Annotated in this window: 16 protein-coding genes; 9 read left to right on the top strand and 7 right to left on the bottom strand. The window is 63.9% G+C overall.

Annotated features, from left to right (window positions below):
* Window positions 1–260: 260 nt before the first annotated feature.
* The 7 genes from gmk to fabD form a co-directional block, all read right to left on the bottom strand.
* Window positions 261–899: a guanylate kinase gene (gene gmk / locus ASD80_RS09280; RefSeq protein ID WP_056231847.1), complete on the bottom strand. Its 639-nt coding sequence runs from the start codon at window positions 897–899 to the stop codon at window positions 261–263.
* A 10-nt stretch (window positions 900–909) separates the two neighbouring features.
* Complete coding sequence (locus ASD80_RS09275) at window positions 910–1,800, bottom strand: YicC/YloC family endoribonuclease (RefSeq protein ID WP_244488972.1); 891 nt, start codon at window positions 1,798–1,800, stop codon at window positions 910–912.
* The gene (mltG, locus tag ASD80_RS09270) at window positions 1,797–2,918 is read right to left on the bottom strand and encodes an endolytic transglycosylase MltG (protein ID WP_082555170.1); all 1,122 of its coding nucleotides are present in this window, start codon (window positions 2,916–2,918) and stop codon (window positions 1,797–1,799) included. The genes ASD80_RS09275 and mltG overlap by 4 nt, the downstream gene beginning before the upstream one ends.
* Before the next feature lie 163 nt (window positions 2,919–3,081).
* Window positions 3,082–4,344 (bottom strand): beta-ketoacyl-ACP synthase II, encoded by a 1,263-nt coding sequence (fabF, locus tag ASD80_RS09265; RefSeq protein WP_056231853.1) that lies wholly within the window; start codon window positions 4,342–4,344, stop codon window positions 3,082–3,084.
* A gap of 38 nt (window positions 4,345–4,382) precedes the next feature.
* Window positions 4,383–4,619, bottom strand: a complete 237-nt coding sequence (locus ASD80_RS09260) for an acyl carrier protein (protein WP_035100440.1) — start codon at window positions 4,617–4,619, stop codon at window positions 4,383–4,385.
* Between the two features lie 305 nt (window positions 4,620–4,924).
* Complete coding sequence (fabG, locus tag ASD80_RS09255; RefSeq protein ID WP_056231844.1) at window positions 4,925–5,662, bottom strand: 3-oxoacyl-[acyl-carrier-protein] reductase; 738 nt, start codon at window positions 5,660–5,662, stop codon at window positions 4,925–4,927.
* Between the two features lie 58 nt (window positions 5,663–5,720).
* Complete coding sequence (gene fabD / locus ASD80_RS09250) at window positions 5,721–6,671, bottom strand: ACP S-malonyltransferase (RefSeq protein WP_056231842.1); 951 nt, start codon at window positions 6,669–6,671, stop codon at window positions 5,721–5,723.
* 210 nt (window positions 6,672–6,881) lie between these two features.
* Between fabD and ASD80_RS09245 the strand changes: the two genes are divergently transcribed.
* The 9 genes from ASD80_RS09245 to ASD80_RS09205 all read left to right on the top strand — a co-directional run bounded on the left by ASD80_RS09245 (window position 6,882) and on the right by ASD80_RS09205 (window position 16,002).
* Window positions 6,882–8,762 carry a glucose/sorbosone family PQQ-dependent dehydrogenase gene (locus ASD80_RS09245; RefSeq protein WP_056231838.1) on the top strand — a complete coding sequence of 627 codons (1,881 nt, stop codon included), beginning with the start codon at window positions 6,882–6,884 and terminating at the stop codon, window positions 8,760–8,762.
* A 95-nt stretch (window positions 8,763–8,857) separates the two neighbouring features.
* Window positions 8,858–9,565, top strand: coding sequence for a TetR/AcrR family transcriptional regulator (locus ASD80_RS09240; protein WP_056231835.1), 708 nt, complete (start codon window positions 8,858–8,860; stop codon window positions 9,563–9,565).
* A complete protein-coding gene (locus ASD80_RS09235; RefSeq protein ID WP_056231832.1) occupies window positions 9,565–10,806 on the top strand; it encodes a glycosyltransferase in 1,242 nt (413 codons plus the stop codon). Before ASD80_RS09240 ends, ASD80_RS09235 begins: the two co-directional genes overlap by 1 nt.
* A gap of 228 nt (window positions 10,807–11,034) precedes the next feature.
* Window positions 11,035–11,442 carry a 30S ribosomal protein S6 gene (rpsF, locus tag ASD80_RS09230; protein ID WP_056231850.1) on the top strand — a complete coding sequence of 136 codons (408 nt, stop codon included), beginning with the start codon at window positions 11,035–11,037 and terminating at the stop codon, window positions 11,440–11,442.
* A gap of 18 nt (window positions 11,443–11,460) precedes the next feature.
* Entirely contained in the window at window positions 11,461–11,715 is a 255-nt protein-coding gene (rpsR, locus tag ASD80_RS09225) for a 30S ribosomal protein S18 (RefSeq protein WP_046169334.1), read from the top strand.
* Between the two features lie 224 nt (window positions 11,716–11,939).
* Window positions 11,940–12,512, top strand: a complete 573-nt coding sequence (gene rplI, locus ASD80_RS09220; protein WP_056231828.1) for a 50S ribosomal protein L9 — start codon at window positions 11,940–11,942, stop codon at window positions 12,510–12,512.
* 336 nt (window positions 12,513–12,848) lie between these two features.
* On the top strand, window positions 12,849–14,336 hold the full coding sequence (locus ASD80_RS09215) for a replicative DNA helicase (RefSeq protein ID WP_056231825.1): 1,488 nt from the start codon (window positions 12,849–12,851) through the stop codon (window positions 14,334–14,336).
* A 2-nt stretch (window positions 14,337–14,338) separates the two neighbouring features.
* Window positions 14,339–15,469, top strand: coding sequence for an alanine racemase (gene alr / locus ASD80_RS09210; protein ID WP_056231822.1), 1,131 nt, complete (start codon window positions 14,339–14,341; stop codon window positions 15,467–15,469).
* Window positions 15,466–16,002 (top strand): DUF1697 domain-containing protein, encoded by a 537-nt coding sequence (locus ASD80_RS09205; protein ID WP_056231819.1) that lies wholly within the window; start codon window positions 15,466–15,468, stop codon window positions 16,000–16,002. The genes alr and ASD80_RS09205 overlap by 4 nt, the downstream gene beginning before the upstream one ends.
* Window positions 16,003–16,214 lie beyond the last annotated feature (212 nt).

The raw sequence follows: 16,214 nt of genomic DNA, 5'->3' as shown, positions 1-16,214 counted from the left end.
GAAAACCCTTCAAACTCGCCATCAACGCTGCAATGAGAAAGTTCATCACCATCCTCAATGCTATCGTCAAACAATCGACAGTTGCTTGACCCGAGGGCACTGTACTAACCCAATGCTCCGCAAGTGTAGAGCCCTCGGGTCAGGCCCGAGGGTGACGATCGAGTTTGCCAAACCTTCGTGCCATTCGAGCATAGCTCTCATGGCCTTCTCACCTAAAATCGCTCCACTGGAACGATTTTGCCTACGGCCGGTTCGAAGTCTCAAAGAGAATCGATCTGGCTCTGCAAGTCCTTGACGAAGCTGGACAAGTTCAACTGGCGGTCACGTTCCAGGCGGGCTGAAACGAGGATGGAGCGGACGCGGGCGACGGACTTTTCGAGGTCTTCGTTGACGATGACGTAGTCGTATTCGTTGAAGTGCTCCATCTCGCGGCGGGCATTGTGCAGGCGCTTTTCGATGGTGCCGACGCTGTCCTGGGCGCGGCGTTCGAGGCGGGCGCGCAGTTCCTTGATGGTGGGCGGCAGGATGAAGACCGTGACCATGTCCTTGCGGCTGTTCTTGTAGAGCTGCAGCGTGCCCTGGTAGTCGATATCAAAGAGGATATCGTTGCCGCCGGCGAGCTGCTCTTCGACGCGGGCGCGGGGCGTGCCGTAGAAATTGCCGTGGACTTCGGCGGATTCGAGCAATTCGCCATCGGCCTGCATGCGCTTGAAGGTCTCGATGTCGATGAAATAGTAGTGTTTGCCGTCGACCTCGTCGGTGCGGCGGGCGCGGGTGGTGACCGAGACGGACAGCTTGATATTGGGATCGGCGCCGAACAAGGCACGCGAGATGGAAGACTTGCCGGCGCCCGAGGGCGAAGCGATGACCAGCATGACGCCGCGGCGCTGAAATTCCATCAGCTAGATCCTATTCGATGTTCTGCACTTGCTCGCGTAGTTGATCGATCGCCGCCTTGAGGTCAAGGCCGATGGCGGTGAGCTCCACGGCATTGGATTTGCTGCACAGGGTATTGGCCTCGCGGTTGAATTCCTGGGCGAGGAAATCAAGGCGGCGGCCGACGGCACCGCCACCATTTACGAGCTGGCGGGCCGAGGCGATGTGGGCGGTGAGGCGGTCGAGTTCCTCGCGGATATCGGCCTTGGTGGCGAGCAGCAGGGCTTCCTGGGCCAGGCGATCTTCCGGGATGGTGATATCGGCAGCGATATCGGCCACCTGCTGGCGGAGTTTGGCAAGGATGGTGTCGCGGCCGCGGGCGGGATGCGCCTCGGCGCGCTGGACCAGGGTCTCGATCTCGTCGAGGCGGTCGAGCAGGACCACGGCGATCTGTCCACCCTCCTGTCGGCGGGCGAGGATGAGATCGACCAGTGCCTGGGAGGCGCCATCGAGGATGGCGGCTGCGAGGGCTTCCTCGGCGTCGGCGGACATGGGGCGGTCGCGCTGCTCCAGCACGCCCTTGAGGCCGAGAATGCCGTCGAGCGTGGGCGGGGCGGCGGGAATAGTGCCGCTCAACTCGTCGATGGCGGCGAGGACGGTGGCGAGGGCCTGGCGATTGACCAGCAGGTCGCCCCCTGCCCCGTCGCGCTCGACGGATAGATTGAAGGTGAGCGAGCCGCGCGACACCATCTTGCCGATGAGCTGGCGGATGTCGCTTTCGAGCGCATCGAAGCCGGGAGCGAGGCGCAGGCGGATATCGAGGCCGCGGCCGTTGACCGATTTCACCTCGCAGGCAAAGGCGGCACCGGGCACCGCGCCGGCGGCGCGGGCATAGCCGGTCATGCTGGCGAGGGGCTGGCTCACTCGGTGGCCGGAGCCTGGCCGGCCGCTTCAGCTTCCTGGGCTTCGAGCGCCTGGCGGGCGGCTTCGGCATCGGCTTCGGCCTGGGCGGCGGCCTCGGCGGCTATGCGGCGGTATTGCGCGACATTGTCCTGATGCTCGTCATAGGTCTCGGCGAAGACATGGCCTTCGCGCGGGGTGGCGCCCTTGGCGACGAAATAGAGATAGTCGTGGCTATCGGGATTGGCGACGGCCTTTAGCGCGTCGATGCCGGGATTGGCGATGGGCGTCGGCGGCAGGCCATCGATCTGGTAAGTATTGTAGGGCGTGCGGGCCTCGATCTCGGACCGGCGCAACCCGCGGCCGAGCACCGACTGGCCCTTGGTGATGCCGTAGATGATGGTGGGATCGGACTGCAGGCGCATGCCTTCACGCAGGCGGTTGACGAAGACAGCGGCGACCTGCGGGCGCTCGCTGGCGATGCCGGTTTCCTTTTCGACGATGGAAGCCAGCACCAGAAGCTGTTCGGGCGTCTCAAGCGGCAGGTCGGCTTCGCGGGCTTCCCAGACGGCGGCCAGTTGGGTGGTCATGGCGGCCTGCATCTTGTCGAGCACCGACTGACGGGTATCGCCGGGAGTATAGTCGTAGCTGCCGGGCAGGATGGAGCCCTCGGCCGGGAGCGTCGACACTTCGCCAACCAGGTCGCCGGTCGCATTGAGGCGCTGGACGACGTCCCAGGCGGTCCAGCCTTCGGGAATGGTCACCGCGTAGCGGATGGGATCGCCTTCGGTCAGCTCGGTGAGGATGTCGGACATGCTGGCGCCGGCGGGAATGCGGAAGTCGCCGGCCTTGATATTGGTGTTGCCTTCGACGCGCTGGGCCATCTGGGTGAAGATGAAGGCATTGGACACCAGGCCCTGCTCTTCGAGCCGCTGGGCGGCGCTGGTGAGGGTATTGCCCGATTCAACGCGGAAGGTGGATTCGGCGGTGGTGGGACCGGCGCCGTAGAACTGGGAGGCACCATAGACGATGACGCCGCCGACCAGCAGCAGCCCGATCACCAGCAGGCCAAGCAGGCCATTGAGGATGTCAACGAAACCGTTGCTCGAACGGCGGCGGCGCCGGGCCTTGCGATCATTCATCGTGCAGGATCACCCTCGAAGCCCTGGCGCATAGGGATGCGCTGGGTTTTTCATCGTTTTTCGGCAGCCATGTGGCCGCCAGCATTGTTCTCATGCCCGCGGCAAAGACAAGAGGCACATCGCGTTGCGGACGCGATGTGCCTCGATTTTGTCGCGCCGAAGGTCAGCCGACCTTGCGCATGACCAGGGTCGCATTGGTGCCGCCGAAGCCGAAGCTGTTGGAGAGCGCCACGTTGATCTCTTTCCTGAATGCCTTTTTGGGCACCAGGTTGATTGCGGTCTCGACCGATGGATTGTCGAGATTGAGGGTCGGCGGGGCGATACCGTCGCGCATGGCCAGCAGGCAAAAGATGGCTTCCACGGAACCGGCGGCGCCCAGCAGATGGCCGATGGCCGACTTGGTGGAGCTCATCACGGCCTTGCCCGCGGCATCGCCCAGCACGCGGGTCACCGCGCCCAGTTCGATCTCGTCGCCAAGCGGCGTCGAAGTGCCGTGGGCATTGATATAGTCGATCTCGGACGGCGAAATGCCGGCGCGCTTGATCGCCGCGCTCATGGCGCGGAAACCGCCATCGCCATCGGGCGAGGGTGCGGTGATGTGATAGGCATCGCCGGAAAGACCATAGCCGATCACTTCGCCGTAAATTTTGGCACCGCGGGCCTTGGCGCGCTCGTAGTCTTCGAGCACGACGATGCCGGCGCCTTCGCCCATGACGAAGCCGTCGCGATCCTTGTCGTAAGGACGGGAGGCGGCTTCGGGATTGTCGTTGAAGCCAGTGGAAAGAGCGCGGGCGGCGGCGAAGCCGGCCAGAGCCAGCCGGTTGACGCAGCTTTCGGCGCCACCGGCCACCATCACATCGGCATCGCCGAGCGCGATCAGGCGGGCGGCATCACCGATGGCATGGGCGCCGGTGGAGCAGGCAGTGACGACGGAATGGTTAGGCCCCTTGAGGCCAAAGCGGATCGACACATAGCCGGATGCCAGGTTGATGAGCCGCCCCGGAATGAAGAACGGGCTGATGCGGCGCGGGCCCTTTTCGTGCAGCGTGATGGACGCATCGTAGATGCCGCCGACGCCGCCGATGCCCGAACCGATCAGAACGCCGATGCGCTCCTGTTCTTCCTGGGTCTTCGGCTCGACCCCGGCATCGTCGATGGCCTGCTTGGAGGCAGCCATGGCATAGACGATGAACGGATCGACCTTGCGCTGTTCCTTAGTGTCCATCCACTCATCGGGATTGTACTTGCCCTCGGCGGCGTCGCCGAGCGGCAAGCGATGAGCGATCTGGCAGGCGATATCATCGACCTGGAAGTCGTCGATCCTGACGGCGCCACTCTTGCCGGCCAGAATATTGGCCCAAGCGGCTTCAACTCCGCAGCCGAGAGGCGTGACAAGGCCCATCCCGGTGACGACGACGCGGCGCAATTCCATGCTGTGTGCCTATCCCGGCCAAGCCCGCGGGCTTAGCCGACGGCCTTGGTGAGGAACGACACGGCATCGCCGAAGGTCTGGATCGACTCGGCAGCGTCGTCCGGAATTTCGACCGAAAATTCTTCTTCGAAGGCCATCACCAGTTCGACCTGGTCAAGGGAATCCGCACCCAGATCGTCAATGAAGCTGGCCTTTTCGACAACCTTCTCGGCATCCACATTGAGGTGTTCCACAACGATCTTGCGGACCCGATCAGCGACATCGCTCATATTTGACTTCCCTTTTCGAAATCGAGGTTTCGTTTCGCTTCTTATTGGCGCAGGGCCAAATCTTCAAGCACCGTGTTAGCTGATTAACCGGCAATGTAGGCGCGCTTTCCGGCGCCTGCAAGCAGTCCACCACGGGTGTAGCGGCGGCGAGTATCACACTTGATCGGGCTTCGCCAGCCGCCCCGCACGCCGTTTCCAAGGCTTTTGCGCAGCGGAGCCAGCTCGGAAAAACGCATGCGCCGGTCATCACTCGTTGAAACGAAGGTTCCCGCTTTCGCGGGAATGACTCCGTGGATTAAGGCGGCTCAGATCATCGCCATTCCGCCGTTGACGTTGAGCGTATGGCCGGTGATGTAGCCCGCCGCGTCGCTGGCGAGGAAAACGGCGCAGGCGGCAACCTCCTGCGCGGTGCCCAGCCGGTTGGCGGGAACAGACGACAGAATCGACTCGCGCTGCTTGTCGTTGAGCTCATCGGTCATGGCCGAGGCGATGAAGCCGGGGGCGATGGAATTGACGGTGATGTTGCGGCTGGCCACTTCATGAGCCAGCGCCTTGTTCATGCCGATCAGGCCCGCTTTGGAGGCGGCGTAATTGCCCTGCCCCGGATTGCCCATGACGCCGACGACCGAGGAAATGCCGATGATGCGGCCGAAACGCTGCTTCATCATCCCGCGCAGCACGGCGCGGTTGAGATGGAAGGCGGCGGTGAGGTTGACGGCAATGACCTCGTCCCACTCCTCGTCCTTCATGCGCATGAACAGATTGTCGCGGGTCATGCCGGCATTGTTGACGAGAATGTCGAGGCCACCCATGGCCGCCTCGGCCGAGGGGACGAGCTTGTCGACGTCATCGAGCTTGCTGAGATTGGCCGGCAGGATCGGGCAGTCCTTGCCAATTTCATTGGCGGTATCCTGCAGGGCGCCGACGCGGGTGCCGGAGAGGGCTACGGTGGCGCCGGCGGCAGCGAGGGCCTTGGCGATCTCGCGGCCGATACCACCGCTGGCGCCGGTTACCAGGGCGCGTTTGCCAGTCAGATCAAACATTTAGTCCTCCCCCACGGAGATATTGATTCAAACTCTTGATGCGCTGATTCAAGAGCGATTAGGCCGATAGTTCGGCAACGAATGCGTCGATGTCGGCGGGCGAGCCGACTGATGTCGCAACCGTCTCGGCATTAATGCGCTTGGCGAGGCCGGTGAGAACCTTGCCGGTGCCCAGTTCGGCCAGATGGGTAACGCCGCCCGGACCGGTGAGCCAGGTGACGCTCTCGGTCCAGCGGACGACGCCGGTGACCTGGTCGATCAGACGCTGGCGGATTTCGGCCGGATCGGAAATCGGGCTGGCCAGCACATTGGCGACCAGGGGCACGACCGGGGCGTTCATGGCGACTTCGGCGAGAGCCGCGGCCATGGCGTCGGCAGCGGGCTGCATCAGCGAGCAATGGAACGGGGCGCTGACCGGCAGCAGCAGAGCGCGCTTGGCGCCCTTGGTCTTGGCGATTTCCACGGCGCGCTCGACGGCGGCGGTGGCGCCGGACACGACGACCTGGCCGGGGGCGTTGTCATTGGCGACATCGCAGACCTCGCCCTGGGCGGCCTCTGACGCGACTTCCTGGGCGGTGGCCACGTCGAGACCCAGCAGGGCCGCCATGGCGCCGTGACCGACAGGCACGGCCTTCTGCATGGCCTGGCCGCGGGTCTTGAGCAGGCGGGCGGTATCGGACAGCGTGAAGGTGCCGCCGGCGCACAGGGCCGAATATTCGCCGAGCGAGTGGCCGGCCACATAGGCGGCGTGATCGGCGAGGCGAATACCCCTGGCTTCGAGTACGCGGATCACGGCGACGCTGACGGCCATGAGGGCCGGCTGGGCGTTTTCGGTGAGGCGCAGGATATCGTCGGGGCCTTCGAACATAATCGCCGACAGGCGCTGGCCCAGGGCCTCGTCGACTTCCTGGAATACCGCCCGGGCTTCGGGATAGGCCGAAGCGAGATCCTTGCCCATGCCGACGGCCTGGCTGCCCTGCCCCGGAAAGGTGAATGCGTAGCTGGTCATAATGACGGCCCCCTCTGCAACGGTCTTAGACAATCCGCAAGCCGGCTGTCCAGTTGCGCGGCGTTTGGCCGGACTGTGTGGCGGAGTCAAGGCGGATGTCCAGCGCGAGGGGTCAAACACACCAAGATCAGGCGTTTATCGGCGCCGGGTTGGCTGTGAACGTTTTGCCGGGCCATGCGTTGACCGGAGTAGATCAAAGGGAGCGTTTCCATGAAAAACCTGAAGCCCGCCTATGCCCTGCTGGCCTGCACCGCACTGGTGGCGCCCAGCGCAGCGCAAAGCCCGGATTCCTATGTGACCGGCGCCAAGCAGTTTACGGAATCGGTGGTGATCAGCGGCCTGGCCAATCCCTGGGAAATCACGCTTGGACCGGACGGCATGCTGTGGACCACGGAACGCACCGGCGGGCGGATCAGCCGCATCGACCCGGCGACCGGCGAGCAGCATGTGGCCATCGAAATCGCGGAAATCTCCGCGCCGGGCGGACAGGACGGGTTGATGGGGCTGGCGCTGCATCCCGAGCTCGGCCAAGGCACGGGCAATGACTATGTCTATGCCGCCTATACCTATGTGGATGCGGACAAGGGCGCCGATCCGCAGGTAACGGACGCAAGCAGCCCCTATCACGAACTTTACACCAAGATCATCCGGCTGACCTACAACGAGGCCGACGGGACGCTGAGCGACCCGATGGACCTGATCACCGGCCTGCCGGCCAGCAATGACCACAATTCGGGCCGGCTCAAGGTGGGGCCCGACAATGCACTCTATTATACGATCGGCGACCAGGGGAATAACCAGGGCGCCAATGTGTGCATTCCGATCGAGGCGCAGCGGCTGCCGACGGCCGACGAGGTCGAGAACAAGGATTATGTCGCCTATGTCGGCAAGTCGCTGCGGCTGAACCTGGACGGATCGATTCCCGAGGACAATCCGGAACTCGACGGCGTCAAAAGCCACGTCTTCACCTATGGCCACCGCAATATGCAGGGCATCGCCTTCGGGCCGGATGGCACGCTGTATGCGACCGAGCATGGGCCCAAGACGGATGACGAGGTCAATATCCTGACCAGCGGCGGCAATTACGGCTGGCCCAATGTCGCCGGCTTCAACGATGGCAAGGCCTATGAGCATGCCAATTGGGAACTGGCCGCCAATCCGCCCTGCGCCGAGACCGAGTTCAGTGAATACGCCATTCCCGACAATGTGCCGCATGAGCCGGAATCGGCCTTCACCGAGGAGATGGTGGAGCCGATTGCCACGATGTTCACCGTCGATACCGGCTGGAATTTCGTGGTGGCGGACTGCAAGGGCATCGACTTCATCTGCTGGCCGACCGTGGGCATAACCAGCGTCGAATATTACGAGGGCGGCGACGACCGCATTCCGGGCTGGGACAAGGTGCTGCTGGCGCCGACGCTGAAGCGCGGTTCGATCTATGTGCTGCCGCTCGACGAGAACGGGCAGGCGGTGGACGGCGCGGTGGAGCGCTATTTCCAGACGAACAACCGCTATCGCGACGTGGCGGTGAGCGCGGATGGCAAGACCATCTATGTCGCCACCGACGCCACCGGCCTGGCCGAAAATACCGAGGGCGGCACGACGAGCGAGCTGGCCAATCCGGGCGAAATCATCGCCTTCACCTATTCGGGCGAAGGCGACCCCAGCACGGTGGCGGCACCCAACGAGCAATCGCTGCGCGGCCAGGACCAGGCGGCGGCGGCCGAGGGCGAAGCGGATGCCGGCGACAGTACGGCGGCCTCGGGCGACCTCGCCAGCTTCGCGGAGAGCCAGCTGGCCAGCGGCAAGACGGCCTATGGTGCCAGCTGCGCCGTGTGCCATGGCGATACGATGACCAACAACACCTATGGCCCGCCGCTGGCCGGAGAATTCTTCCACGACAACTGGGAGGGCAAGCCGGCTTCGGAGCTGGTGGCCAAGGCCCACACCATGCCGCCATCGGCGCCGGACAGCCTCTCGGCCGAGGTCTATGCCGATATCACGGCCTATATCCTCTCTGTGAACGGGATGGAGGCAGGCGATGCACCGCTCAGCGCCGACTCCACGGGGACGCTCAGCTTTCCCGAGTAGGGGCATATGGAGGGGACCGGCGGTCCCTTCTTCAGGCATTTACTGACTGACGGTCAGTCCTGTATACTGACTGCCAGTCAGTACATAGGTGCACCATGCCGCGAGTCGTCAAACACCCGGAAGTTCGCCGCGGCGAACTCATCGCTGCGGCGCGGGCGCTGTTCTTCGAAAAGGGCTACGAGGCCACCAGCGTCGACGAGATCATCGGGCGCGCCGGGATTTCCAAGGGCGCGTTCTACTACTATTTCCCGGCCAAAGAGGCCGTGCTGGAGGCGCTGGCCGAGCAGATGGCGCGGGAGGCGGCAAACGAAACGCAGGCCCTCGTTGCCGATCAAACGCTGAACGGCTTTGAGCGACTGGACCTGTTTCTCAAGCATAACCGCCGGCTGAAGGTGGAGCGGGCGCCAGAAGCGCTTGCGCTGTTCGAGGCTCTGTTCCGGCCGGAGAATATTGCGCTCTACCACCATGTCTTCACGCGGATCAGCCGCGTACTGATCCCGCTGGTGGCCGACATTCTGCAACGGGGCATGGACGATGGCAGCTTCCTGCCCGGCGACGCAGACGCCATGGCGGAAATCCTGCTGGGGCTGACGACGACCACCCATGACAGCGTGGCCGCGCTGGTGGGCGCGCCATCGGAGGAGGCCTTCCAGGTTGCGGCCGCGGCATTCCAGCGTCGCTGGGTGGCGCAGGGGATCGTGGCCGACCGCATATTGGGCCTGCCCGAGGGCAGCATCCAGTTCATCGAACCCGGCTTCGCCGAGGCGTTCTTCGCCGGCTGGCGTCTGAAACAGGCGGGCTGATGCGCTTTTCCATCCACACGCTGGGCACCCGAGGCGACATGCAGCCCTACCTGGCGCTGGCGCGGGAATTGCGCCGACGCGGACACGACGCGATGCTGGTCGCACCGGCGCAATTCGCCGCCATGGCCGCCGAGGAGGCGGTGGAGTTCGCTGCCCTGCCCGGCGCGTTCCTCGACCTGCTCGAGTCGCGGGAAGTAAAGGATGTCATCGGCAAATCCAGTGCCGGGTTCGGCGCGGGCTTCAAGCTCCTGAAGCATTATCGCGGCATGATGGGCGCACTTCTCGACGCGGAATGGCAGGCCGCACAGGCCTTCCGGCCCGACGCGATCCTCCATCACGCCAAGGCACTGGGCGCGCCCCATATCGCCGACAGGCTCGACATTCCACGCTTCCTGGCCTCGCCCCTGCCCGGCTTTACACCGACCTCGGCATTTCCGACGCCAGTGCTGCCATTTGCCAATCTGGGGCCACTCAACCGTATCAGCCATGCGCTGATGATTCATGGCGGCAGCGTGATGTTTTCCAGCACGGTCGGCGGCTGGCGCGAGACTACGCTTGGCCTGCCCAGGCGCGGCAAGACGGGCAAGCCGGCCGGCACGCTCTATGGCTACAGCCCGCATGTATTGGCCAAGCCGGCCGACTGGGGTGCTGATGTGGCCGTGACCGGCTATTGGTTTCTCGACAAGGAAGGGTGGGAGCCCGATGCCGACCTGGCGGCATTCCTCGCGGCAGGCGACGCGCCGGTCTATGTCGGATTTGGCAGCATGCCGGGCGCAGAACCAGAACAGCTGACCGGGATGGTCGTCGAGGGCCTGCGGCGGGCCAGGAAGCGCGGCGTGATCGCAACGGCAGGCGGTGCCCTGCAGCGGATCGAGGGTGGTCGGGACATGTATTTCATCGCCGGCGCACCGCATGACCGGCTGTTTCCCCTGATGCACGCCACCCTGCACCATGGCGGTGCGGGAACAACCGGGGCGGCCTTGCGCGCCGGCAAGCCAACGGCGATCCTGCCTTTCCTGGGGGACCAGCCCTTCTGGGCGCGACGGGTGCAGCAGCTCGGCGTGGGGCCTGTGGCCCTCGACAAGCACAAGATGACCGTGGACGACCTCGCCGCGACGTTCCGGGCCATGGACGGCGCGGAGATGCGGCAGCGGGCATACGCGCTGGGCGCGGCCATCGCCGGCGAGAATGGCGCCGGCGCAGCGGCGGACTTCATCGCCGCGCGCCTGCAACCGGGCTGAACGCCGCCACGCTTGCCAATGAACAGGTTTTCCCCTATAGCCGCGCCAGCAATTCGTTTGGCCGGGGGCTGAACGGAGGGTCTGTCGTTTGCAAGAACGACAGATAGGGCAAATGCCCGGCCTCCCGTGTTCCCGCTCTTTGCAAGACTGCTTTGATGCCCTTTCCGGCTTCAAGGAGGCTCCGCGCCCGACGTTGCTGTGTTTGAAACCACGAAGGAAGGCGCATTCATGGCCCTTTACGAGCATATCTTCCTGGCGCGCCAGGACGTTTCCCAGCAGCAGGTCGAAGAACTGACCGCTGCGCTGACCGAAGTCCTCGCCCAGGGCGGCGGCAAGGTCACCAAGAACGAATATTGGGGCCTCAAGGGCCTCTCCTACCGCATCCGCAAGAACCGCAAGGCGCATTACACGCTGCTGAACATCGACGCGGCGCCGCAGGCCGTTGCCGAAATGGAACGCCAGATGCGCATCAATGAAGACATCCTGCGCTTCATGACCGTGCGCGTGGACGAGCTGGAAGAAGGCCCGTCGGCGATGATGCAGAAGCGCGACCGCGATGACCGCGATGGCGGCCGTCCCGATCGTGGTGGCGACCGTGGTGGCTTCGGCGGCGAACGCCGTCCGCGCCGTTTCTAATTGAAGGACTGAACAGCTATGGCAATCAAAGACCTCACCACCGCCCAGGCCCGCCGTCCGTTCCAGCGCCGCCGCAAGACCTGCCCGTTCTCGGGCGAAGGCGCGCCCAAGATCGACTACAAGGACGTGCGCCTGCTCTCGCGTTATGTGTCGGAGCGCGGCAAGATCGTACCGAGCCGCATCACCGCCGTTTCGGCCAAGAAGCAGCGTGAACTGGCCCAGGCCATCAAGCGGGCCCGCTTCATCGGCATCATGCCTTACGCTGTGCAATAAGTCCGCTGGGGCGGCGATCTAGCGGCAATCGGCTGCGCTTCCGGTGCTCACGTACTTAAGTACGCTCCGCTCCGGTTCTCGCCGATCACCACTATCTCATCCGCCCCAACGGCTTCTTGCGTGCGTAAGTGCCCTCCATCAGCAGGGCAAAAAATCGTTGGGGTTCTGGATGGTCCGGGGCTCCTAACCGTCCGTGAGACGGGACAGCTACAAGGAATATCGAAATGAAAGTCATTCTGCTCGAGCGTGTCGGCCGCACCGGTTCGATCGGCGACGAAGTTGCAGTCAAGGACGGGTTCGCCCGTAACTTCCTGCTGCCACAGGGCAAGGCGCTGCGCGCCACCGAAGCCAACCGCAAGAAGTTCGAAGCCGAGCGCGCTCATATCGAAAAGCGCAACGACGACCGCAAGAACGCTGCCGCGGGCATTGCCGAAGGCCTCAATGGCCGTGAAGTCGTCATCATCCGCCAGGCCGGCGAAACCGGCCAGCTCTATGGTTCGGTCGCCTCGCGCGACATCGTGGAAGCGCTGGCCGCCGACGGTTTCACCATCCAGCGTTCGCAGGTCGACCTGGCCGACCCGATCAAGTCGGTCGGCGTCCACACCGTGGCGCTGAACCTGCATGCCGAAGTCGCCGTGACCATCACCGTCAACGTCGCCCGCTCGGAAGACGAAGCCGCCCGCCAGAGCGCCGGTGAAGACGTGACCGTCACCGTCTATGAAGACGACGCGGAAGGCGACTTTGCCGCCGGCCAGAAGGACGCGCAGCAGGACGATCGCTTCGACGACGAAGTCTGAGAACAGTCTCGACAGAATTGCGAAAGGCCGGGCGGATTGCCCGGCCTTTTGTTTTGCGCCACGCTCTCCGGTGAGAGGACATGCGCTTTTTCATGAGGCATCGCTGTCGTCGGCATTGCCGGCTGCGCCTCCGGCTTTGGGAAAACGAAATAGGCGAACACCGCGACTCGCGCCATTCTGCTGCCTTGCTCGTCATGCAAGGTCATGTCGCTACATTCCCCGTTGTCCACAGAGTTCACAGGCAGGGGACACGGCTCGTTAACCAGGCTCCCGATAGGCCAAGACACGACGCCGAGTCGCGTGGTTAAGAAAGGTTAACGTTTCCCGAGGGCATCAATGGCAGAGATCGCGCGGCTGCATCCGGCAGAAGACAAGTCGTTCCGTCTGGCCCCTCACAATGTCGAGGCGGAGCAGGCATTGCTGGGCGCCATCCTGCTGAACAATGACGCCTTCTACCGGGTCTCCGACTTCCTTGAGCCGCTGCATTTCTACGAACCGGTGCATCGCGACATCTATGAAGTCGCCGGCAAGATCATCCGCGCCGGCAAATCGGCCGACCCGACCACGATCAAGACGCACCTGCCCGAGCAATTGCTGCCCGACGTCACCATGGCGCAATACCTCGCCAAGCTGGCGGCCGAAGCGACCACGGTGCTCAACGCGGCCGACTATGGACAGGCGATCTATGACACGGCCATCCGGCGGAACCTGATCCTGGTCGGCGAGGAAATGGTTTCGGTCGCCTATGACGGCAGCGATGTCGAGATGACGCCGAACAAGCAGATCGAAAAGGTCGAAGGCGAGCTGTTCCAGCTGGCCGAAAAGGGCCGCTACGATGGCGGGTTCCAGAATTTTTCCAGCGCGCTCAGCGCCTCGATCCAGATGGCGGGCGAAGCCTATCAGCGCGACGGGGGGCTCTCGGGCATTGCCACGGGGCTGGACGATCTCGACCGGCAGATGGGCGGGTTGCAGAAATCCGACCTGATCATCCTGGCCGGCCGCCCGGCCATGGGCAAGAGTTCGCTGGCCACCAATATCGCCTTCAACATCGCCAAAGCCTGGAAGGGCGAGGTGACGCCGGATGGCCATACCAAAACCGTCAATGGCGGCGTGGCGGCCTTTTTCAGCCTCGAAATGAGCGCCGAGCAATTGGCGACGCGTATGCTGGCCGAACAGGCCGAAATCTCCTCGTCCGACATCAGGCGCGGGCGCATCCATGACAGCCAGTTTTCCAAACTGGTGGATGTCTCCAACATGATGAGCCAGCTACCGCTCTATATCGACGATACCGGCGGGCTGAGCGTCGCGCAGGTAGCGGCGCGAGCGCGCCGGTTGAAGCGGCAGAAAGGTATCGACTTCATCGTCATCGACTATCTGCAACTGCTCTCCGGCTCGACCAAGGCCTCGAGCCAGAACCGCGTGCAGGAACTGACCGAAATCACCACGACGCTGAAGGCGCTGGCCAAGGAACTGGAAGTGCCGATCATGGCGCTCTCCCAGCTCTCGCGACAGGTGGAAGCGCGCGACGACAAGCATCCGCAACTGGCGGATCTGCGCGAATCGGGCTCTATCGAGCAGGACGCCGACGTGGTGCTTTTCGTTTATCGCGAAGAGTATTATCTCAAGAACAAGGAGCCCAAAGAGGGCACGCCAGAGCATATGACCTGGCAGGGGGACATGGAAAAGGTACACGGCAAGGCCGAAGTCATCATCGGCAAGCAGCGCCACGGCCCGACCGGCACGGTGCAGCTCAGCTTCGAGGCGCAGTTCACGCGCTTCGGCAACCTGGCGCGCGCCGACTACCTGCCCGAGCGCATGGAATAGGCATGGCGCTGACGTCGGGCCTTGGGGGGCAACTCAGTATCGATCTCGGGGCGCTGGCCCGGAACTGGCGGGCGCTGGACAAGGTGAGCGCCGGGGCGTTGACGGGCGCGGTGGTGAAGGCCGACGCCTATGGCACCGGCATCACCATGGCCAGCAAGGCACTGCACGCGGCGGGCGCGCGCTTCTTCTTCGCGGCGACGCCGGACGAGGGCATGGCGGTGCGCGCGGCGGTGCCGGATGCCCATATCTTCATTCTCAACGGGCTCTATCCCGGCGCGGCCAATCTCTATGTGCGGCAGAACATGATGCCGATCATCTCCTCGATGGCGATGCTGGAGGAATGGCTGGCCAAGTGCGTGGAGCGCAACGAGGCCTATCCGAGCGCCTTCCACTTCGACACCGGGATGAACCGGCTGGGCTTTCGGCTGAACGAGGCCAGCCAGGTGCGCGACCGCATCCAGGGCCTGGGCTATGCGCCGCAGATGGTGATGAGCCACCTGGCCTGCGCCGACCAGCCGAGCCATGAGAAGAACCGCACGCAACTGGCGCTGTTCGGTTCGGTGATGACGCAGTTTCCCGGCATTCCGGCGTCGCTGGCCAATTCGGCCGGGCTGATGACGGGACGGGACTATCATTTCCAGATGGTGCGACCGGGCATCGCGCTTTATGGCGGGCGGGCAGTGAATGGCCGCAAGAACCCCATGGCGCCGGTGGTGACGCTGCATGTGCCGATCATGCAGGTGAAGGAAGCGCGCACCGGGGAAAGCGTGGGCTATGGCGCCACGCAGTCGCTCTCGCGCGACAGCCGGCTGGCCATTCTCAGCCACGGCTATGCCGACGGCTTTCTGCGGTCGCTTTCGGGCAGCAATACGCGGCCGGGCGGCAAGGTGGTGATCCGCGGCAAGGTGTGCCCGGTGATCGGGCGGATATCGATGGACCAGGTGACGGTGGATATCACCGAACTTGGGCCGGACATCCCCAATCCCGGCGAGGCCGCGGAAATTCTCGGCGATATCATCGGGGTGGACGACCTGGCCGATGCTGGCGGCACGATCGGCTACGAAATCCTGACCTCGCTCAAGGGGCGCTATAGCCGCAATTATGTGGGCGACGGCAACCTGCCGCCGGGATGACAAGCTACGTCATCCTGCTGCGGGCCATTGGGCCGATCACGCACAAGATCATGTCGATGGCGCAATGGCGGGATGCCGTGGCGGCGGCAGGCTATGACGCGCCACAGACCTATGTGGCGACGGGCAATATGATCGTGGGCAGCGACAAGGGCATTGTCGAAGTCACCGCGAACATGAATGCGGTGGTGCGGGGGCTCGGGCTGGGGCCAGGCAATGTGGCCGTGGTGCGCAAGGCGGCGGCACTGCGCCGGCTGGTCAAGGCCAATCCCCTCCCCGAGGCCGCGGCGGAGCGGCCCAGCGAATTGACGGTGTATTTCTTTGCCGGGGCCAGACCGGATTTTTCGTGGCTTGACAGCTATAAGGGGCCGGAGCGGGTGCATATCGAGGGCACGCATCTATTCGTGGATTATGTGGGACGTGCCTCGCTGAGCCCGCGCCTGCCGGGGCTGATCGAGAAACGCGCGGGCACGGTGACGGCGCGGAACTGGAACACGGTACGCGGACTGGCCGAGCGGGCAGCAGGGCGGGGGTAACCAGAGCCTCAGCGCATGTTGCCCCACCCCACCCTCAATCCTTCCTCATCCACCGGCCGTCACCCTCGGGCTTGACCCGAGGGCACTGTACTTACCTAGCGCTCAGCAAGTGTAGAGCCCTCGGGTCAAGCAACTGTGGATTGTTTGACGATAGCATTGAGGATGGTGATGAACTTTCTCATTGCAGCGTTGATGGCGAGTTTGAAGGGTTT

This window comes from Devosia sp. Root635, from assembly GCF_001427605.1.
Classification (GTDB): domain Bacteria; phylum Pseudomonadota; class Alphaproteobacteria; order Rhizobiales; family Devosiaceae; genus Devosia.
Note: the sequence above shows the minus strand (reverse complement) of the source record. Positions and strands in the feature narration are given on the sequence as shown.